This is a genomic window from Novosphingobium sp. NBM11 (genome assembly GCF_015390225.1).
Lineage (GTDB): Bacteria > Pseudomonadota > Alphaproteobacteria > Sphingomonadales > Sphingomonadaceae > Novosphingobium.
This window is the reverse complement of sequence record NZ_VUOG01000001.1, coordinates 3654628-3671230: the sequence shown is the minus strand read 5'-3', so window position 1 is coordinate 3671230 and position 16603 is coordinate 3654628. Positions and strand designations below refer to the sequence as shown.

General features: G+C 66.2%; 13 protein-coding genes. 7 read left to right on the top strand and 6 right to left on the bottom strand.

Annotated features, from left to right (window positions below):
• Positions 1-19: 19 nt before the first annotated feature.
• On the bottom strand, positions 20-1042 hold the full coding sequence (locus tag F1640_RS17740; RefSeq protein ID WP_292964132.1) for a sulfate ABC transporter substrate-binding protein: 1023 nt from the start codon (positions 1040-1042) through the stop codon (positions 20-22).
• 426 nt (positions 1043-1468) lie between these two features.
• Here F1640_RS17740 and F1640_RS17735 point away from each other — a divergent pair, with 426 nt between their 5' ends.
• From F1640_RS17735 to F1640_RS17725, 3 genes are all read left to right on the top strand, one after another.
• A complete protein-coding gene (locus F1640_RS17735; RefSeq protein ID WP_309229297.1) occupies positions 1469-3625 on the top strand; it encodes an RNA degradosome polyphosphate kinase in 2157 nt (718 codons plus the stop codon).
• 11 nt (positions 3626-3636) lie between these two features.
• Positions 3637-5130, top strand: a complete 1494-nt coding sequence (locus tag F1640_RS17730; protein WP_194920447.1) for a Ppx/GppA family phosphatase — start codon at positions 3637-3639, stop codon at positions 5128-5130.
• Between the two features lie 131 nt (positions 5131-5261).
• Positions 5262-5576, top strand: a complete 315-nt coding sequence (locus tag F1640_RS17725) for a PilZ domain-containing protein (protein ID WP_255530401.1) — start codon at positions 5262-5264, stop codon at positions 5574-5576.
• Here F1640_RS17725 and F1640_RS17720 read toward each other — a convergent pair.
• Genes F1640_RS17720 through modA form a run of 3 tightly spaced genes read right to left on the bottom strand, consistent with a single transcriptional unit; the run spans position 5573 to position 7708 of the window.
• Positions 5573-6253 (bottom strand): ATP-binding cassette domain-containing protein, encoded by a 681-nt coding sequence (locus tag F1640_RS17720; protein ID WP_194920443.1) that lies wholly within the window; start codon positions 6251-6253, stop codon positions 5573-5575. The two genes, F1640_RS17725 and F1640_RS17720, sit on opposite strands and share 4 nt — an antisense overlap.
• Positions 6243-6938 (bottom strand): molybdate ABC transporter permease subunit, encoded by a 696-nt coding sequence (gene modB, locus F1640_RS17715; RefSeq protein ID WP_194920441.1) that lies wholly within the window; start codon positions 6936-6938, stop codon positions 6243-6245. Before modB ends, F1640_RS17720 begins: the two co-directional genes overlap by 11 nt.
• An 8-nt stretch (positions 6939-6946) precedes the next feature.
• A complete protein-coding gene (gene modA, locus F1640_RS17710; RefSeq protein WP_194920440.1) occupies positions 6947-7708 on the bottom strand; it encodes a molybdate ABC transporter substrate-binding protein in 762 nt (253 codons plus the stop codon).
• Positions 7709-7815: 107 nt separating this feature from the next.
• On the opposite strand from modA, the gene F1640_RS17705 reads away from it, so the two are divergent.
• From F1640_RS17705 to F1640_RS17690, 4 genes are all read left to right on the top strand, one after another.
• Entirely contained in the window at positions 7816-9453 is a 1638-nt protein-coding gene (locus F1640_RS17705; protein ID WP_194920438.1) for an NAD(P)/FAD-dependent oxidoreductase, read from the top strand.
• 416 nt (positions 9454-9869) lie between these two features.
• Entirely contained in the window at positions 9870-10742 is an 873-nt protein-coding gene (gene folD, locus F1640_RS17700) for a bifunctional methylenetetrahydrofolate dehydrogenase/methenyltetrahydrofolate cyclohydrolase FolD (protein ID WP_194920436.1), read from the top strand.
• A gap of 118 nt (positions 10743-10860) precedes the next feature.
• A complete protein-coding gene (locus F1640_RS17695) occupies positions 10861-11319 on the top strand; it encodes a cytochrome c (protein WP_124808837.1) in 459 nt (152 codons plus the stop codon).
• Positions 11319-12041 (top strand): cytochrome b/b6 domain-containing protein, encoded by a 723-nt coding sequence (locus F1640_RS17690; RefSeq protein ID WP_194920434.1) that lies wholly within the window; start codon positions 11319-11321, stop codon positions 12039-12041. The genes F1640_RS17695 and F1640_RS17690 overlap by 1 nt, the downstream gene beginning before the upstream one ends.
• 176 nt (positions 12042-12217) lie before the next feature.
• On the opposite strand, the gene F1640_RS17685 is transcribed toward F1640_RS17690, so the two are convergent.
• Together F1640_RS17685 and F1640_RS17680 are read right to left on the bottom strand one after the other, a co-directional pair.
• The gene (locus tag F1640_RS17685) at positions 12218-13468 is read right to left on the bottom strand and encodes a TolC family protein (protein WP_194920432.1); all 1251 of its coding nucleotides are present in this window, start codon (positions 13466-13468) and stop codon (positions 12218-12220) included.
• Complete coding sequence (locus tag F1640_RS17680) at positions 13461-16601, bottom strand: efflux RND transporter permease subunit (RefSeq protein ID WP_194920429.1); 3141 nt, start codon at positions 16599-16601, stop codon at positions 13461-13463. The genes F1640_RS17685 and F1640_RS17680 overlap by 8 nt, the downstream gene beginning before the upstream one ends.
• Positions 16602-16603: the final 2 nt, after the last annotated feature.

Genomic DNA, 16603 nt, shown 5'->3' with positions numbered 1-16603 from the left:
GCGGAAGGGAAAGGGAGACTTACTTCTTGGCCGTGATGCGGTCGAAAACGCCGCCATCGTCGAAGAACCGCTTCTGCGCGGCACCCCATCCACCGAAGTCCTTGTCGATGGTGACCATCGGGATCGCGGGGAACTGCGACCGGAACTGTTCGGCCACTTTCGCATCACGCGGACGGTAGAAGGCATGCGCGATCGCGGTCTGCGCTTCGGGCGTGTAGAGATAGCGCAAATAGGCGTCGGCCGCTTCCTGCGTACCGTGCTTCTTCGCGTTCTCCGTCACTACCGCGACGGCCGGTTCGGCAAGGATCGACAGCGACGGCGTGACGATCTGGAACTTGCCCTTGCCCATTTCCTTTTCGGCCAGCAGCGCCTCGTTTTCCCAGGTCAGCAGGACATCACCGATGCCGCGTTCGACGAAGGTCGTCGTCGCGCCCCGCGCGCCGCTATCCAGCACCGGCACATTGGCGAACAGCTTGCGGACATAATCCTCGGCCGCCGCGTCGGAGCCGCCCGCCTTGCGGCCATAGGCCCAGGCGGCCAGGAAGTTCCAGCGCGCGCCGCCGCCGGTCTTGGGGTTTGGCGTGATCACCTGCACGCCGGGGCGGACAAGATCGTTCCAGTCCTTGATGCCCTTGGGGTTGCCCTTGCGGACAAGGAAAACGATCGTGGAGGTATAGGGTGACGAATTATCAGGCAGCGCCTTCTGCCAGTCCGCCGGCAGCAGCTTGGCGCGCGCCGCGATCTGGTCGATGTCATAGGCGAGCGCCAGGGTGGCCACATCGGCTTCCAGACCGTCGATGATCGCGCGGCCTTGCTTGCCCGAACCGCCATGGCTCATCCGGAAGGTCACGTCCTTGCCGGTCTTCTGCTTCCAGTAGGTAGCGAAGGCCGGATTGATGGCCTGATAGAGTTCGCGCGTGGGATCATAGGATACGTTCGTCAGTACGATGCCATTGCCATTCCCGCCGGCTCCGCCCGAACAGGCAGACACGGTCATGGCCATTGCCGCGGCAGCGGACAGGAACAGGCGGCGATTGATCATGATTGTCTCCCTGTTGATGTGCGCTGCATATACTCAACTAATTCAATAGACATTAAAGACTCTCTGTGTGCTCCTAAAGTCAAACTATCGAAGCCCCCGTCGGCTCCCTTGGAAAGAGGCGGCCCATGCGCAAAGACCGCCTCCTCCCCACCGTGGCGGTCCGCGGCGGAATCATCGCTGCGGGCCGCCATTGGACGCTTAACTCAACTTTTTGAGTAGAGAATAGACTGGCGACAGGACGCGCGTATTTGGCGACAAACCGAGCGCGGGCCGGTGGATTGGACAATGTCCGGAAAAACGAAACCGCCCTTGCCGGCAGCGGTTGCGAAAATCGCGGGATTAAGAAAGAATTTCGTCATGGAGGCGTAACACGGCACCACCATGGCGCAGGCTGGGGTCCATCCGGGCAGCAACACGGAGCACAGGGTGAGCGACGAAAAACGTGTCGTAAGCGGCACGGAAACCCATGTCGGCGATCGCTATTTCAATCGCGAGCTAAGCTGGCTCGCCTTTAACCGGCGGGTTCTGGCGGAAGCCCGGAACATGGACTATCCGCTGCTGGAACGGCTGCGCTTCCTGTCGATTTCCGGCAGCAACCTCGATGAGTTCATGATGGTGCGCGTGGCCGGCCTTGCCGGACAGGTACGCCGGCAGATCGGCGAAGTCTCGATCGACGGACAGACTCCGGCGCAGCAGTTGCAGGCAGCCTATGCCGCCGTCACCGAACTCGTTTCCAGCCAGCAGGACGTGCTGACAGAACTCACCGGCAAACTGGGTGAGGCGGGCATCCGTCTCGTGGGCGAAGGACCGGTCGAACGCGCAGAGGCCGAATGGCTGTCGCACTATTTCCGCGAACACGTCGTCCCGGTGCTGACGCCGCAGGCGATCGATCCGGCACACCCCTTTCCGTTCATCGCCAACCAGGGCACCGGCATTCTCTTCACGTTGACGCGCATCGCCGACGGGGCCGACGTCAACGAGATGATCCTGATTCCACCCGCCCTGCCCCGCTTCGTGCGCCTGCCCGGCGAAGAAGCCGCGTGGATCGCGATCGAGGAACTGGTGCGCCGCCACGCCATGCACCTGTTCCCGGGCTTCCGCATCCAGGGCCATGGTGTGTTCCGCGTGCTGCGCGATAGCGACATCGAAGTGGAGGAAGATGCCGAGGATCTCGTCCGCTACTTCCGCACCGCGATCCAGCGGCGCCGGCGCGGCAAGGTGATCATGCTGCACCTGCAGGACGATTTCGATCCGGCGGCGGAGCAGCTGCTGCGCCAGCAATTGCGGCTGGACCACGCGCTCGTTCTCAAGTCGCGCGGGGTGATCGGCATCAACGGCCTTTCCGCCGTGGTCGACGAAGCCCGGCCGGACCTGAAATTCGAACCCTACAGCCCGCGCTATCCCGAACGCATTCTCGAACACGATGGCGATTGCTTTGCGGCGATCCGCGAGAAGGACATCGTGATCCACCACCCCTACGAAAGCTTCGAGGTGGTGATCGATTTCCTCCACCAGGCGGCGTCCGATCCCGATGTGGTGGCGATCAAGCAGACGCTCTATCGCGCGGGCAAGCAATCCGCCGTGATCGCGGCGCTGATCGCGGCAGCCGAAGCGGGCAAGTCGGTCACCGCCGTCGTCGAACTGAAGGCGCGTTTCGACGAGGAACAGAACCTGATGTGGGCCTCGCAGCTCGAGCGCGCGGGCGTGCAGGTCATCTACGGCTTCGTCGACTGGAAAACCCACGCCAAGGTCTCGCTGGTCGTGCGCCGCGAAGGGGATGGCTACCGCACCTACTGCCACTTCGGGACGGGCAATTATCACCCCGTCACCGCGCGGATCTACACCGATCTTTCGTTCTTCACCGCCGACCCCAAGTTCGGGCGCGACGCGGGTCGGCTGTTCAACTTCATCACCGGCTATGTCGAGCCGAAGGGCACCGAAATGCTCGCGATAGCCCCGATCGGGCTGCGCAACACGCTGTACGATCACATCGATCGCGAAATCGCCTTCGCGCGCGCCGGCAAGCACGCGACGATCTGGGCAAAGCTCAATTCCCTCACCGACGAAAAGCTGATCGACCGCCTCTATGCCGCCAGCCAGGCCGGCGTCGAGATCAGCCTGGTCGTGCGCGGCATCTGCTGCCTGCGCCCCGGCGTTCCCGGCCTATCGGAGCGGATCTACGTCAAGTCCATCATCGGCCGCTTCCTCGAACACAGCCGGATCTGGGCCTTCGGCAACGCCGCGCGCCTGCCCAACAAGCGCGCACGCGTATTCATCTCCTCGGCCGACGGGATGAGCCGCAACCTTGATCGGCGCGTGGAAGTGCTGGTGCCGATCCGCAACAGCACGGTGCACGATCAGGTGCTCGATCAGGTCATGCTTGCCAACCTGCTGGATACGGAGCAGAGCTGGAAACTGGAACCGGATGGAAGCTACCACCGGATGGATCGTGGCCCCTCTCCCTTTAACCTGCATCGCTATTTCATGACCAACCCCTCCCTCTCCGGTCGCGGTGCGGCGCTGACCAAGGGCCGCAAGGTGCCCAAGCTCGCGTTGCGGCGCGGCGGCGCCAGCCGGGGCTGACGCATTTCACGATGGCCAGCAGGGACAGGTCCGGACAGAGCCAGCGGGCAGGACCGCGCAGCCCGTCGCGCGCGATCATCGACATCGGATCGAACACCGTCCGGCTGGTGATCTACGGCGGCCCGCAACGCGCGCCGGAAATCCTGCACAACGAAAAGGTGGCCGCTCGCCTGGGCAAGGGCGTGGCTGAAAACGGGCTGCTCTCCGAAAAGGCCTCCACCGCCGCGCTCGTCTCGCTGCGGCGCTATCGCGCGCTGCTGGACCTGATCGGCGTCCGCACGGTCGACGTGGTCGCCACGGCCGCGGTGCGGGACGCCCGCAACGGCGCTGCTTTTCTGGATGAAGTCCGCGCGATCGGCTTTGCTCCCCGCCTGCTTTCGGGCGAAGAAGAAGCGGTGACCAGCGCGCATGGCGTTACCGGCGCGTTCCCCGACGCGCACGGCGTGGTCGGCGATCTCGGCGGCGGCAGCCTTGAACTGGTCGATGTCGATGGCGGTAGCTGCACGCACGGCGTCAGCATGCCGCTCGGCACGCTGCGGCTGCCCGCCTTGCGCGCCGACGGTGACCGGGCGTTCGCCAAACGCATCGGCAACGCGCTCGACAGGGCGGAATGGCGCGCCACGCCCGGCACCACGCTTTACCTCGTCGGGGGATCGCTCCGCGCGTTCGCGCGCTATGCCATGGTCCGCAGCGAATGGCCGATCGACGACCCCCACGGGTTCGAGCTTCCCGCCGCAGCCGCGCTGAAATTCGCGCGCACCCTCGCCCGGCGCAAAGGGTTGAGCCCGGTTCCCATCGCGGGCGTTTCCGGATCACGGCTTACCGGCCTGCCCGATACCGCGGCGCTGCTGGCCGTGCTGGTGCGAAAGCTGGAACCCGCGCGGCTGGTGTTTTCATCGTGGGGCCTGCGCGAAGGCGTGCTGTGGGAAGCCATGCCGACAGCGGTACGAACCCAGGACCCGCTCGTGGCTGGCGTCTCGGCCTTCATCAACGATCAGGGCATATCGCCCAGCACGGGCACGATGGTCGCCGGATGGACGGCCAGCGCTCGCCCGGCCGGCAGCAGCGGTCGGCACGAACAGCTCCGCCTTGCCGCCACCATGCTGAGTCTCGCCTCGGCCCGGATCGAACCCAATCTGCGCGCGGACCATGCGCGCGACTGGGCGTTGCGCAAGCGCTGGATCGGTATCACGGCGCAGGAACGCGCGATGCTGGCCGCGGCGATCATCGCCAATGCCGGCAAGATGGAACTGCCCCCCACGCTTACCGCGCTGCTGTCGCCGGCAGCGCTGCGCGAGGCGCAGGCCTGGGGCCTTGCCACGCGCCTGTGTCGCCGCTTCACGTACGCCATGCCGCAGGGCCTAAGCGCCAGCACGCTGACCGTGGAGGGAGATACCCTGGTACTCTCCGTCGCCCCGGGCCTTGCCGAACTCGTCAACGAAGGTGTGTCACGCGATCTCAAGGTGCTGGCTGCGCATCTTGGCCTCAAACAGGACGTGCGTTGATACGCTCCGCCCGATCGCGATGAATAGAACGCCGATAAGGACTCGTTCACCTTTCGCGTTCGTATGAACAAAACCTTTTTGGATCAAATGGGTAAGCCGACAATATGCTTTGCCGGCTTTGGGATATGCCCATGAGTAACCCCCTATCGCTCCATCGGCGCCGCGAGATGCGCCTGGCAAACCGTCTCGAAACGCGGCTGTCGGTGCAATACCGCCGCTTCACGCAGCGCTTGCCTGGCATCGTGCTTGACCTGTCTTGCGATGGCGCGCGGCTTTCCTCGGTGGAGCGCTTGCGCCCGGGCGACAAGCTGTGGCTGACCTTGCCCGGTCTGGCGCCGTGCATGGCCCGGGTCGTCTGGGTCAACGATTCGCTGGCGGGATGCAGGCTTGCCGCCCCGCTTCATCCGGCTGTGCTGAAAGCTCTGGTTGAAAGCGGTATCGCCTAGAGCCGAACCACATTGCCGGCCAGCCGGTCTATTTCGGTACGCTCGTGGCTGACATAGAGGATCGGCAGCCGCAATTCGTCGCGCAGCCGTTCGATCACCTGCATGATCTCGTCCCGGCGCTCGGCATCGAGCGAAGCCAGCGGCTCATCCAGCAACAGGAAGCGCGGACCGGCCAACAGCGCCCGTCCGATGGCCACGCGCTGCGCCTCGCCCCCGGACAGCGTGCGCGGCCAGCGATCGAGCAGATGGCCGATACCCAGAAAGGCGCTCGCCTCCTGCAGCGTCATGAACCGCCGGTCGGCCGGCGCCAGCCGTTCGCCGTAGAGCAGATTATCGCGCACGCGCCGATGCGGAAACAGGCGCGCTTGCTGGAAAACGTACCCGCAAGCGCGCTGTTCGGGCGGAAGATCGATGCCCTGCCCGGCATCGAACAGCGTCTTGCCCGCGATCGTGAAATGCCCGCGTTCGGGCCGCAGCAATCCGGCGAGTGCATCCAGCACGGTGGTCTTGCCGGCTCCGGATGGTCCGAACAAGGCCGTCAATCCGGCTGTGCTGGTGAAACGCGCCTCGATCAGCCGGTTCCCGCGCCGGATCGCCACGTCCACATCGAACGCGTCCACATCGAACGCGTCCACATCGAACGCAGGGGCATCGCCGGGAGGCCCGTTAAAGGACATGCCCGCCTCCGCGCGCACCGAAACGCCGCGCCAGCAGTTCGGACGCGACCAGCGCCACCAGCGAGAGCGCCACGGATATGCCCGCCAGCCGTGCCACCATCGCATCGCCATCGGGCATCTGCAGCGCCGAATAAATCGCCAGCGGCAGCGTGCGCGTTTCGCCAGGGATGTTGGACACGAACGTGATCGTCGCGCCGAACTCGCCGATCGACCGCGCGAAGCCAAGCACGGCACCGGCCAGAATACCCGGCAGCGATAGCGGAAAAGTGATCGTCAGGAACGCGCGCCACGGCCCCGCACCAAGCGTGCGCGCCGCGTTTTCCAGCCGCGTGTCGACCGCTTCCAGCGAGAGCCGCATCGCCCGCACCATCAGCGGCAGCGCCATGATCGCGGCCGCCAGCGCCGCGCCGGTCCAGCGGAACATCAACGTGATGCCGAACGCGCGATCCAGCCAGCTTCCGATCGGACCATTCCCGCCAAAGGCGATCAGCAGCAGCCAGCCCGTCACCACCGGCGGCACCACCAGCGGCAGGTGGATCAGCGCATCGACCAGCACCTTGCCCGGAAACCGCACGCGGGCCAGCAGCCAGGCAAGCGCGAACGCCAGCGGCAGCATGAGCCCGACACCCGCCACGCTGACTTTCAGCGACAGCAGCACGATCTCCCATTCTTCCGCCGACAGCATGAAGTGCCTTACCGCGTGCCGAAACCGAACCGCGCGAAGATCGCCTTGCCTTCGCGCGACAGCAGGAAGCGTTCGAACCCGGCAGCATCGGGCGCGCGCGAACCGTTCAATTGCGCGATCGGGTAGGCAATCGGCGTATGGCTGTTCGCGGGGAACCAGCCGGCAATGCGCACCCCGGTGCTGGCACGCGCATCGGTGGCATAGACCACACCCAGCGGCGCCGCGCCGCGTTCCACCAGCGCCATGGCGGCGCGCACGTTTTCGGCCCTGGCCACGCGCGCCTGCACGCTTGGCCACACACCCAGCCGGGTCAGCGCCTCCCGGCCATAGCGCCCCGCCGGCACGGCATCGGGATCGGCCATGGCCAGCCGCCCGGCGCTGCCCAGCGCCCGCGCCAGCGGAAAGCGCGGTCCGATCACCAACGCGGCGCGGCTGGCGGGTGGCGAGACCAGCACCAGCCGGTTGGTAAGGAACGTCGCCCGCGTGCCCTTGCGCACCAGTCCGCGCGCGGAAACATGGTCCATCCATTCCTCGTCGGCGGAAATGAACAGGTCGGCCGGCGCGCCCGCCTCGATCTGCCGGGCAAGCGCTGACGATCCCGCAAACGAGATCACCGGGCGCTCATGCCCCTTGCGCGCCCAGGCATCGGCGGCGGCGTTCAGCGATTCCTGCAAGCTCGCCGCCGCCAGCACGACCGGAGGCCCGGCAAATGCCGGAACGCCGGTCAACGCCAAAAGAAGGACAAGGAACGCGGAAAGCAGTCTCGGCATCAACCACCCATTTCTATATTCTTCCGGATATAGCCTCGGCACCGCCCGGTCACGCGAAAAAGTTTGCCGGCTTTCCCTGCGCCACGCGGACGACTAGGGACGGAGCCATGCTGCGCATTACCGAACTCAAGCTGCCGCTCGACCACACGCCCGAAGCGCTGGAAGCCGCGATCGTCGAACGGCTGGGCATCACGCCCTCCGACCTCGTGCGCTACACCATTGCCCGGCGTGGCAATGACGCGCGGCGCAAGAGCGCGATCAAGCTGGTCTATGCGATCGACGTGACACTGGCCGACGAAGCCGCCGTGCTCGCGCGCCTCGCCGGCGACCCGCACGTCCGCCCCACGCCCGATACCGCCTACCGCTTCGTCACCACGGCGCCCCTCCCTTCCGCAAGCCCGCGCCCGGTGGTCATCGGCGCCGGCCCTTGCGGGCTGCTGGCGGCCCTGATCCTGGCGCAGATGGGGTTCCGCCCGATCATCATCGAGCGCGGCAAGGCGGTGCGCGAACGGACCAAAGATACCTGGGGTCTGTGGCGCCGCAGCGTGCTGACGCCGGAATCGAACGTCCAGTTCGGCGAAGGCGGCGCGGGCACGTTCTCCGACGGCAAGCTCTACAGCCGGATCAAGGACCCGCGCCACCTGGGCCGCAAGGTGCTGGTCGAATTCGTCAAGGCGGGCGCGCCAGACGACATCCTGACCGAGGCGCACCCGCATATCGGCACGTTTCGGCTCGTCACCATGGTCATGAGCATCCGCGAAACGATCGAGGCGCTGGGCGGCGAATACCGCTTCCAGACCCGCGTAGAGGATTTCGAGATCGAGACCGCCGCCGACGGCACCCGCTCCTTGAGGGGCCTGCACCTCAGCAATGGCGAGTTCCTGCCGGCCAGCCATGTCGTGCTCGCGGTTGGCCACAGCGCGCGCGATACGTTCCATGTCCTGCACGATTGCGGCGTGTACGTGGAAGCCAAGCCTTTCGCGATCGGCGTGCGGATCGAACATCCGCAAAGCTGGATCGACAAGGCCCGCTATGGTTCCGGTGCCGGTAACCCGATCCTGGGCGCGGCCGCCTATTCGATCTCGCACCAGTGTTCCAACGGCCGCACGGTCTACAGCTTCTGCATGTGCCCCGGCGGACGCGTCGTCGCCGCGACGAGCGAGGAAGGGCGGGTCGTCACCAACGGCATGAGCCAGTATTCGCGCGCCGAATTCAACGCCAATTCGGGCATCGTTGTCGATATCAGCCCGGATCGCGATTATCCCGGCGGCCCGCTGGCGGGCATCGCCTATCAACGCCACTGGGAATCGCTGGCCTATGTCGCCGGCGGTTCGAACTATAAGGCGCCGGGGCAGAAGCTGGGCGATTTCCTGGCCGGCCGGCCCTCCACCACGTTCGGGGAGGTCACGCCGTCCTACCAGCCCGGCGTTCACCTGACCGATCTTTCGCAATGCCTGCCCGATTTCGTGATCGAATCGATCCGCGAGGCGCTGCCCGCGTTTGGCCGGCAGGTTCCCGGATACGATCACCCCGACGTGGTGCTGACCGGAGTGGAAACGCGCACCTCCTCCCCCATCCGCATCCGGCGCGGGGCCGACTTCCAGAGCGTAAACACGCGCGGCCTCTATCCCGCAGGTGAAGGCGCTGGCTACGCGGGCGGCATTCTCTCGGCGGCGGTGGACGGCATCCGCGTGGCCGAAGCGCTGGCGCTCGACATGACGGGGCAAAGCGCGGCGGCGGCCTGAGCGTCGTTCGCTTTCGCAAAATCCGTCTCGCTAGCGAGACACTTCAGGCAGGATTTTACGGTCAAGGATCAGGTTCGGCGGCAGCCGCAAGCTCGTTTCCATAGCATAATATGTTGATTTTTATAAATATTATGCACGAGGACGCGTTTTACAGTTGCAAAAAATGCATTAAGGTATTTTTATTTCGCACTTGCACACAATTCGTAACCAACCCATATGGAGCGGGCCTTTCAGGCATCCTCTCCCAAACTTTCAAGGGCCGACCGGGCAACTGGCCGGCCCCTTTTTTGTCTGTGGCTCGCCGGTACGGACATCGCGCAAATTTTGTATGCAACACATACAATTTATGCTAGCCGCCAGCTCCGGTCCGGACGAAATTCCGGCACACGGTTCCGGTACGCAGGGGGAGATGAAAGATGGCCCAGATCATCGATGGCAAAGCCATGGCGCGCGCGCTGACCGAGCGCACAGCGGACGAAGTCCGGCAGATCGTGGCGGAAACCGGTACGCCGCCCGGCCTTGCTGTGGTGCTGGTCGGTAACGATCCCGCCAGCGAGGTCTATGTCGGCCGCAAGATCGCCCAGTGCCGCAAGGCCGGGATCGTCTCGTTCGAACACCGCATGCCGGCAACGACGGCGGAAGGCGAACTCCACGCGCTGATCGACCAGCTCAACGCGGATCCGGCCGTGCATGGCATTCTCGTCCAGCTGCCGCTGCCCACGGGCATCGATGCCGCGCGCGTGCTCGACCGGATCAGCCCGCTCAAGGACGTCGACGGGTTCCACCCCGTCAACGTCGGCCGCCTTTCGACCGGCACCGGCGGGCTGGTGCCTTGCACCCCGCTCGGCATCATGATGCTGCTCGACAGCGTGATCGACGATTACCGCGGCCTCAACGCCGTGGTGATCGGCAAGTCGAACATCGTCGGCAAGCCGGTATCGATGCTGCTGCTCGAACGTGAGGCGACTGTTACCGTCACCCACATCGAAACGCGCGACCTGCCCGACGTGGCGCGCAAGGCCGATATCATCGTCGCCGCCGCCGGCGCGCCGCAACTGGTGCGCGGCTATTGGGTCAAGCCCGGTGCGGTGGTGATCGACGTGGGCATCACCCGGGTCACCGATCATGACGGCTCCTCGAAGATCGTCGGCGATTGCGCCACGCACGAACTGGAACATGCGCGCGCGGTAACGCCGGTGCCCGGCGGCGTCGGCCCGATGACCATCGCTTGCCTGCTGGCCAACACCGTGCGCGCCGCGCGGATCGCCAGCGGATCGAGCAACGCCTGACACGAAGGAAAGCGCCCTGAAAAGGGTGGGAGAACGGATACGGTTTGCGACAAATCCCCTGTCGCAAGCCCCGGTTTTTGCGCTATGCCCGGATGGAATTTCCAAGGAGCCTTCACGGATGAAAAAGCACATCGTTCTCGCCCTCGCCGCGCTGGCCGCTTCGGGAACCGTGGTTTCCGCGATCGCCGCGACGCCAGCCGAAACGGTCGCCGCGCGCCAGGCGAACTTCAAGCAGTTGGGCCGCGCGATGAAGGCTATCGGGGAGGAGCTGAAGAAGCCCGCGCCCGACCTTGGCGTGATCCGCGCCAGCGCGCAGTCGCTGAACCAGGCGGCCGGCCACGTCGGCCACGGGTTCCCGCGCGGCTCCGGCCCGGAATCGGGCGTGAAGACCGAAGCGCTCGCCGCCATCTGGCAGCGCCCGGCCGATTTCCAGGGCGCTACGCGTAATCTCGTGACGAAGGCCGGCGATCTTCGGGCGGCGGCTACCAGCGGCGATCTTAACCGCATCCGTACCGCCTTCCCGGCGGTCGGCGGCGCGTGCAAGGGCTGCCACGACAACTTCCGCGAACGCCACTGATGGGCAAGGTCCGGCTCTGGGACGCGCCGGTTCGCCTGTTCCACTGGAGTGTCGTCGCGCTGTTCGGCGCGCTCTGGTGGACCGGTGAAAACGGCAAGATCGATCTGCACAAGACCATCGGCCTCGTCATGCTGGGGCTGGTGGTGTTCCGCGTGCTGTGGGGCTTCCTCGGCGGATCGACCGCTCGCTTCGGCAGCTTTGTGAAGGGGCCGGGCGCCGTCCTCGCCTATCTCAGGGCATCGCGCGAAGGCAAGGCGCCGACCATCGTCGGACACAATCCGCTGGGCGGCTGGAGCGTGCTGGTCCTGCTGGGCCTGCTGGCGCTGCAAGTGGGCCTGGGCCTGATCGCGCAGGATAGCGATGCGGTCGCTTCTGGCCCGCTCAACCATTTCGTTTCCTACGATACGGGCGATGCGGCAGGCGAAGCGCACGAGGTCGTGTTCAATATCCTGCTGCTGTTCGTGGCCCTTCACGTCGCCGCTGTCCTGTTCTACCTGTTCGTGAAGCGCGACAATCTGGTCCACCCGATGCTGTCCGGGCACAAGGCTTTCACGCAAGCCGTCGAACACCCCACGTTCGCTCCGGCGTGGCGTTTGATCGTCAGCGTGATACTCGCTGCCGCGTTCGCCGGCTGGGTCGCGCTGGGCGCGCCGTTCTCGCTCGAGCAGGCGAAGCAGGCGTGGCAAGCACCGCCGCCCTCGGCGGAAGAATCCTACATGTAAGGCGAGAAGGGGCGGGTCGTTTCCCGCCCTTTTTTGGCAATTGTCGCTTCGCTTGCAAAGGCAGCGCCCACCCCGAAGCGGCTAAGGCTGCCTGCGGCGACGCAAGTCTCGCTCCCCTCCCGCCTGCGGGAGGGATTGGGGGTGGGATTTCCAGCGTCGCCGAATGCCCCTCAGCGCTATTGCTTCGCCGCATCCTCCGCATCGCCGATCCACAGTTCGTGGCTGTCGATGCGGATGCGCGTGAGCATCCGCATTGCCTCGGTGCGTGCGGCGGCCTCGGCGCGGAACGCGTCCTGCACCTGTCGCTCGCCGAACAGCACATCGGAAAGATCGATCTCGCCCGCTGCCTGGCCACGCCGCAGCTTCACCAGCGCCGCCACCTGCGCATCCAGCGCTTCGCGCGCGCGTTGCCAGCTTTCGTACCGGAAGCGTACCTCGGCGATATCGCCGCTGGCCGTCTCCTGTACCGCCATGCGCGCGGCCAGCGCGTCGGCGCGCGCCGCGTTCGCCTGCGCATCGGCCTGATCGGCCAGCGCGGTGCGGTGCCCGCCGCCGATCGGCATGGAGAAGATCACGCCGGCGCCCTTTTCCATGCCGCCGCGTTCGGAGAACAGGCGCACGCCCACGCTGGGATCGGCCAACCGGTCCTGGCGGACGCGCTCGGCCATGGCTTCGCGCTTGTGCAGTTCCGCCTCCGCCGCCGCGATTTCGTGGCTGCGCACGAACATCCGCGCGCCGTAACTTTCCAGGCTCTCGCCCGGCATGACCGGCCGTGGCACTTCGGGCGCCTCCACCGGCAAGGGCAACGAGGCAAAATGGGTTGCCAGCCGCACGCGGGCGAGTTGCGCCCGCCCCGCCGACTGCGCGGCGGCGACTTTTGCCGTTCCCAGCGCGGCAGCGGCCTGATCGGCGTCCAGCTGCGCGGCATCGCGCAACGCCACGCGCCGCTGCACGGCCTTGAGCGTGGCTTCCAGATTGCTGACCGCCTGCCGGTCGACTTTGGCTTCCTCCGCCGCGCCCAGCCAGTCCCACCATTCCTGTGCCAGCACCAGCGCTGCCTGATGCCGCGCGTCCTCGGCCATGTTGTGCGCGGCCTCGATCCCCAGGTCGCCGATCTGCCGGTCGAGCCGCCCCTTGCCGGGCAGGCGCACCGGGCGGGTCAATTGCGCGTCGAACTCGTTGTAGCGCCCTTCCCGGTCGACCGTGCGGCTCATGTAGCTGGTATAGAGATTGAACTCCTGCGTGCCCCGCCGCAATGCTCCGGCTTCGGCGCGCGCGGCATCAACCCGCGCGTCCGCCGCCTGCACGCTGGGATGCGCGTCGAGCGCGGCCCGCACGGCCTCGGTATCGGGCAGGCCCGGGTCCGCCGCCAGCGCCGGCAGGGCCGCCAGAAGCGCGGGAAGCGCGAGCAGCGCATGCTTACGCATGGGACGCCTCCCCTTCTTCCACGGCCCCGGATCCGGGATCGACAACGCGATCTCCCGCCTCCCGTTCGGCCCGCGATTCCCCGAAGCGTTCGTAGAGGATCGGCAGCAGCACCAGCGTGAGCAGCGTGGACGAGATCAGCCCGCCGATCACCACAATCGCCAGTGGCTTCTGGATTTCCGATCCCGGCCCCGTCGCGAACAGCAGCGGGACAAGGCCGAAGGCGGCGATCGTGGCGGTCATCAGCACCGGTCGCAGCCGCCGCGCCGCGCCGCGCCGCACCGCGTCGGCCAGGGGCATACCGCCTTCGCGCAACTGGCGGAAATAGCTCACCATGACGAGCCCGTTCAGCACAGCGATGCCCAGCAGCGCGATGAAGCCAACCGAGGCGGGCACGGAGAGATACTGCCCCGACATCGCCAGCGAGATCATCCCGCCGACCATCGCGAAGGGAATGTTGACGAGGATCAGCAGGGAGGCCCGCACTGAGCGCAGCGTGGCGTAAAGCACCACGAAGATCATCGCCAGCGAGATCGGCAGCACCAGCGCCAGGCGGGCCGAGGCGCGTTGCTGGTTCTCGAATTGCCCGCCCCAGACGATCCGGTATCCTGCCGGCAGCTTCACGTTGCGCGCGATGTCGGCCTTGGCCTCGTCCACGTAGCCCACAAGGTCGCGGCCGGAAACGAAGGCCTGGATCATCGCGAAGCGCGATCCGTTCTCGTGCTCCAGCTTGACCGGCCCTTCCACGCGCGAGACTTTCGCCACGTCGCTCGCGCGCACCAGCTGGCCCGACGGCGAACGGTAAAGCTGGTCGGCGAAGGACTGCACGCCCGCGTCCTGCGCGCCGCTATCGCCGCGCACCACGATCGGCACGCGCCGCACGCCTTCGGCCACCACGCCCGCGCGCACGCCTTCCACCTGCGCGCGCATCGCGTCCTGCAGGTCGTTGACCGGCATGCCGACGCGCCCGGCCGCCGCACGGTCGATGTCGAACTGGAGGTAGTCCACCTTGTCGTTCGCCACGGTCACCGCCTCGCTCGTGCCGGGGATGGTCTGGAGGCGTTGCTGGATCTGCCCGGCCAGGCGCGAAAGCTCGGCGATGTCAGGCCCGAACAGCTTGATTGCCAGATCCCCGCGCGCGCCGGTCAGCATTTCGGAGATGCGCATCTCGATCGGCTGGGTGAACGTCGGCTGGATACCCGGCAGGTCTTCCATGACCTTGCGAATTTCCTCGACCAGCCAGTCCTTGTCGTTGACGCGCCATTCGCTGCGCGGCTTGAGTTTGAGAAAACTGTCGGTCTCGTTGAGGCCCATCGGATCGAGGCCCAGTTCGTCGGAACCGGTGCGGGCGATCACTTCGGTCACTTCCGGCACTTTCGCCCGGATGGCCCGTTGCACCTTCATGTCGTCGTCAAGGCTGTGCGGCAGCGAGATGCTCGGCACCTTGGTAAGCTGCACGATCACCGAGCCTTCATCCATCGTCGGCAGGAAAGTCTTTCCTGTCGCCGAATAGGCCACGCCCGTCAGCAGCAGCGAGACGCCCGCGATCGAGAACACCAGCCGCTTGCGCGCAAACGCGCCCTTGAGCAGCGCGGCATAGCGCGGCCCCAGCTGGCGCATCAGCCATGGTTCGTGATGGCCCAGCCGCACTTTCAGCACGTAATAGGCCAGCACCGGCACGAGCGTCAGCGACAGCACAAGCGCCGACAGCAGCGCCAGCACAATCGTGAGCGCCACGGGGGCGAACAGCTTGCCCTCCAGCCCTTCCAGCGTCAGCAGCGGCAGGAACACCAGCGCGATGATCGCCATGCCCGAAGCGACCGGAGTCGCCACTTCGGCCGAGGCCACCAGGACGTTGTAGAGCTTGCCCGATTTCGCATGTCTCTCGTCCGAAAGGCGCTCGACCACATTCTCCACCACCACCACCGCGCCGTCGATCAGCATTCCCACGGCGATGGCGAGGCCGCCCAGGCTCATCAGGTTGGCGGTGAGGCCGATCGCCCGCATGCAGATGAACGTGAGCAGCGCCGCCATCGGCAGCGCCAGCGCAACGATGACCGAGGCGCGCGCATCCCCCAGGAACAGCAGCAAAAGCACGATCACCAGCACGGTCGCTTCGAGCAACGCTTCCTCGACCGTGCCAACGGCGTGCCCGATCAGTTCGGACCGGTCATAGAACACCGATACGGACATGCCCTTGGGCAGGCTGGGCGCAATCTCGGTCAGGCGTGCCTTGACCCCCTGCACCACTTTCGAAGCATCCGCGCCCTTCAGGCCGATGACGAGGCCTTCCACCGCTTCGCCCTTGCCGTCGCGCGTCACCGCGCCGTAACGGGTCAGGCTGCCGATCCGCACCGTGGCGAGATCGCCCACGCGCACGATGCCGGCGGGCGAGGAGCGCACGACCACGGAGGAAAGGTCGTCCAGCGTGCGGATCGCACCGGTGGAGCGCACGATCAGCGCTTCCTCGCCAGTGACCAGACGCCCCGCGCCATCGTTGCGGTTGCCGCCCTCGATCGCGGTAGTGAGGTCGGAAACGGTCAGCCCCGCCGCCGCCATCGCTGCCGGATTGGGCGAAACCTCGAACGTTTCGGCATGGCCGCCCAGCGAATTGACATCGGCCACGCCGGGCACCGTGCGCAGCGCGGGACGGATGATCCAGTCGAGTGCCCGCCGCTTTTCGGCAAGGCTTTGCGGCCCTTCCAGCGTGAACATGTACATGTCGGATAACGGGGTGGAAATCGGCGCGAGGCCGCCAGTCACCGTATTGGGCAGGTCGCCCATCGCCCCGTTCAGGCGCTCCGCCACCTGGTTCCGCGCCCAGTAGATATCGGTGCCGTCCTTGAAGTCGATCGTGATGTCCGCAATCGCGTACTTGGCGACCGAGCGCAGCACGTTCTGGTCGGGGATGCCCAGCATCTCCATCTCGATCGGCGCGATCACCCGGCTTTCGACTTCCTCGGGCGTCATGCCTGGCGCCTTCAGGATGATCTTGACCTGCGTGGAACTGATGTCCGGAAACGCATCGATCGGCAGGTTGACGAACGACCACGCCCCCGCGCCGGCCAGCACCAGCGCCAGCCCGATCATCACGAGGCGCAGCGACAGCGCTTTTTCGACCAGCCTCCGCAGCATCG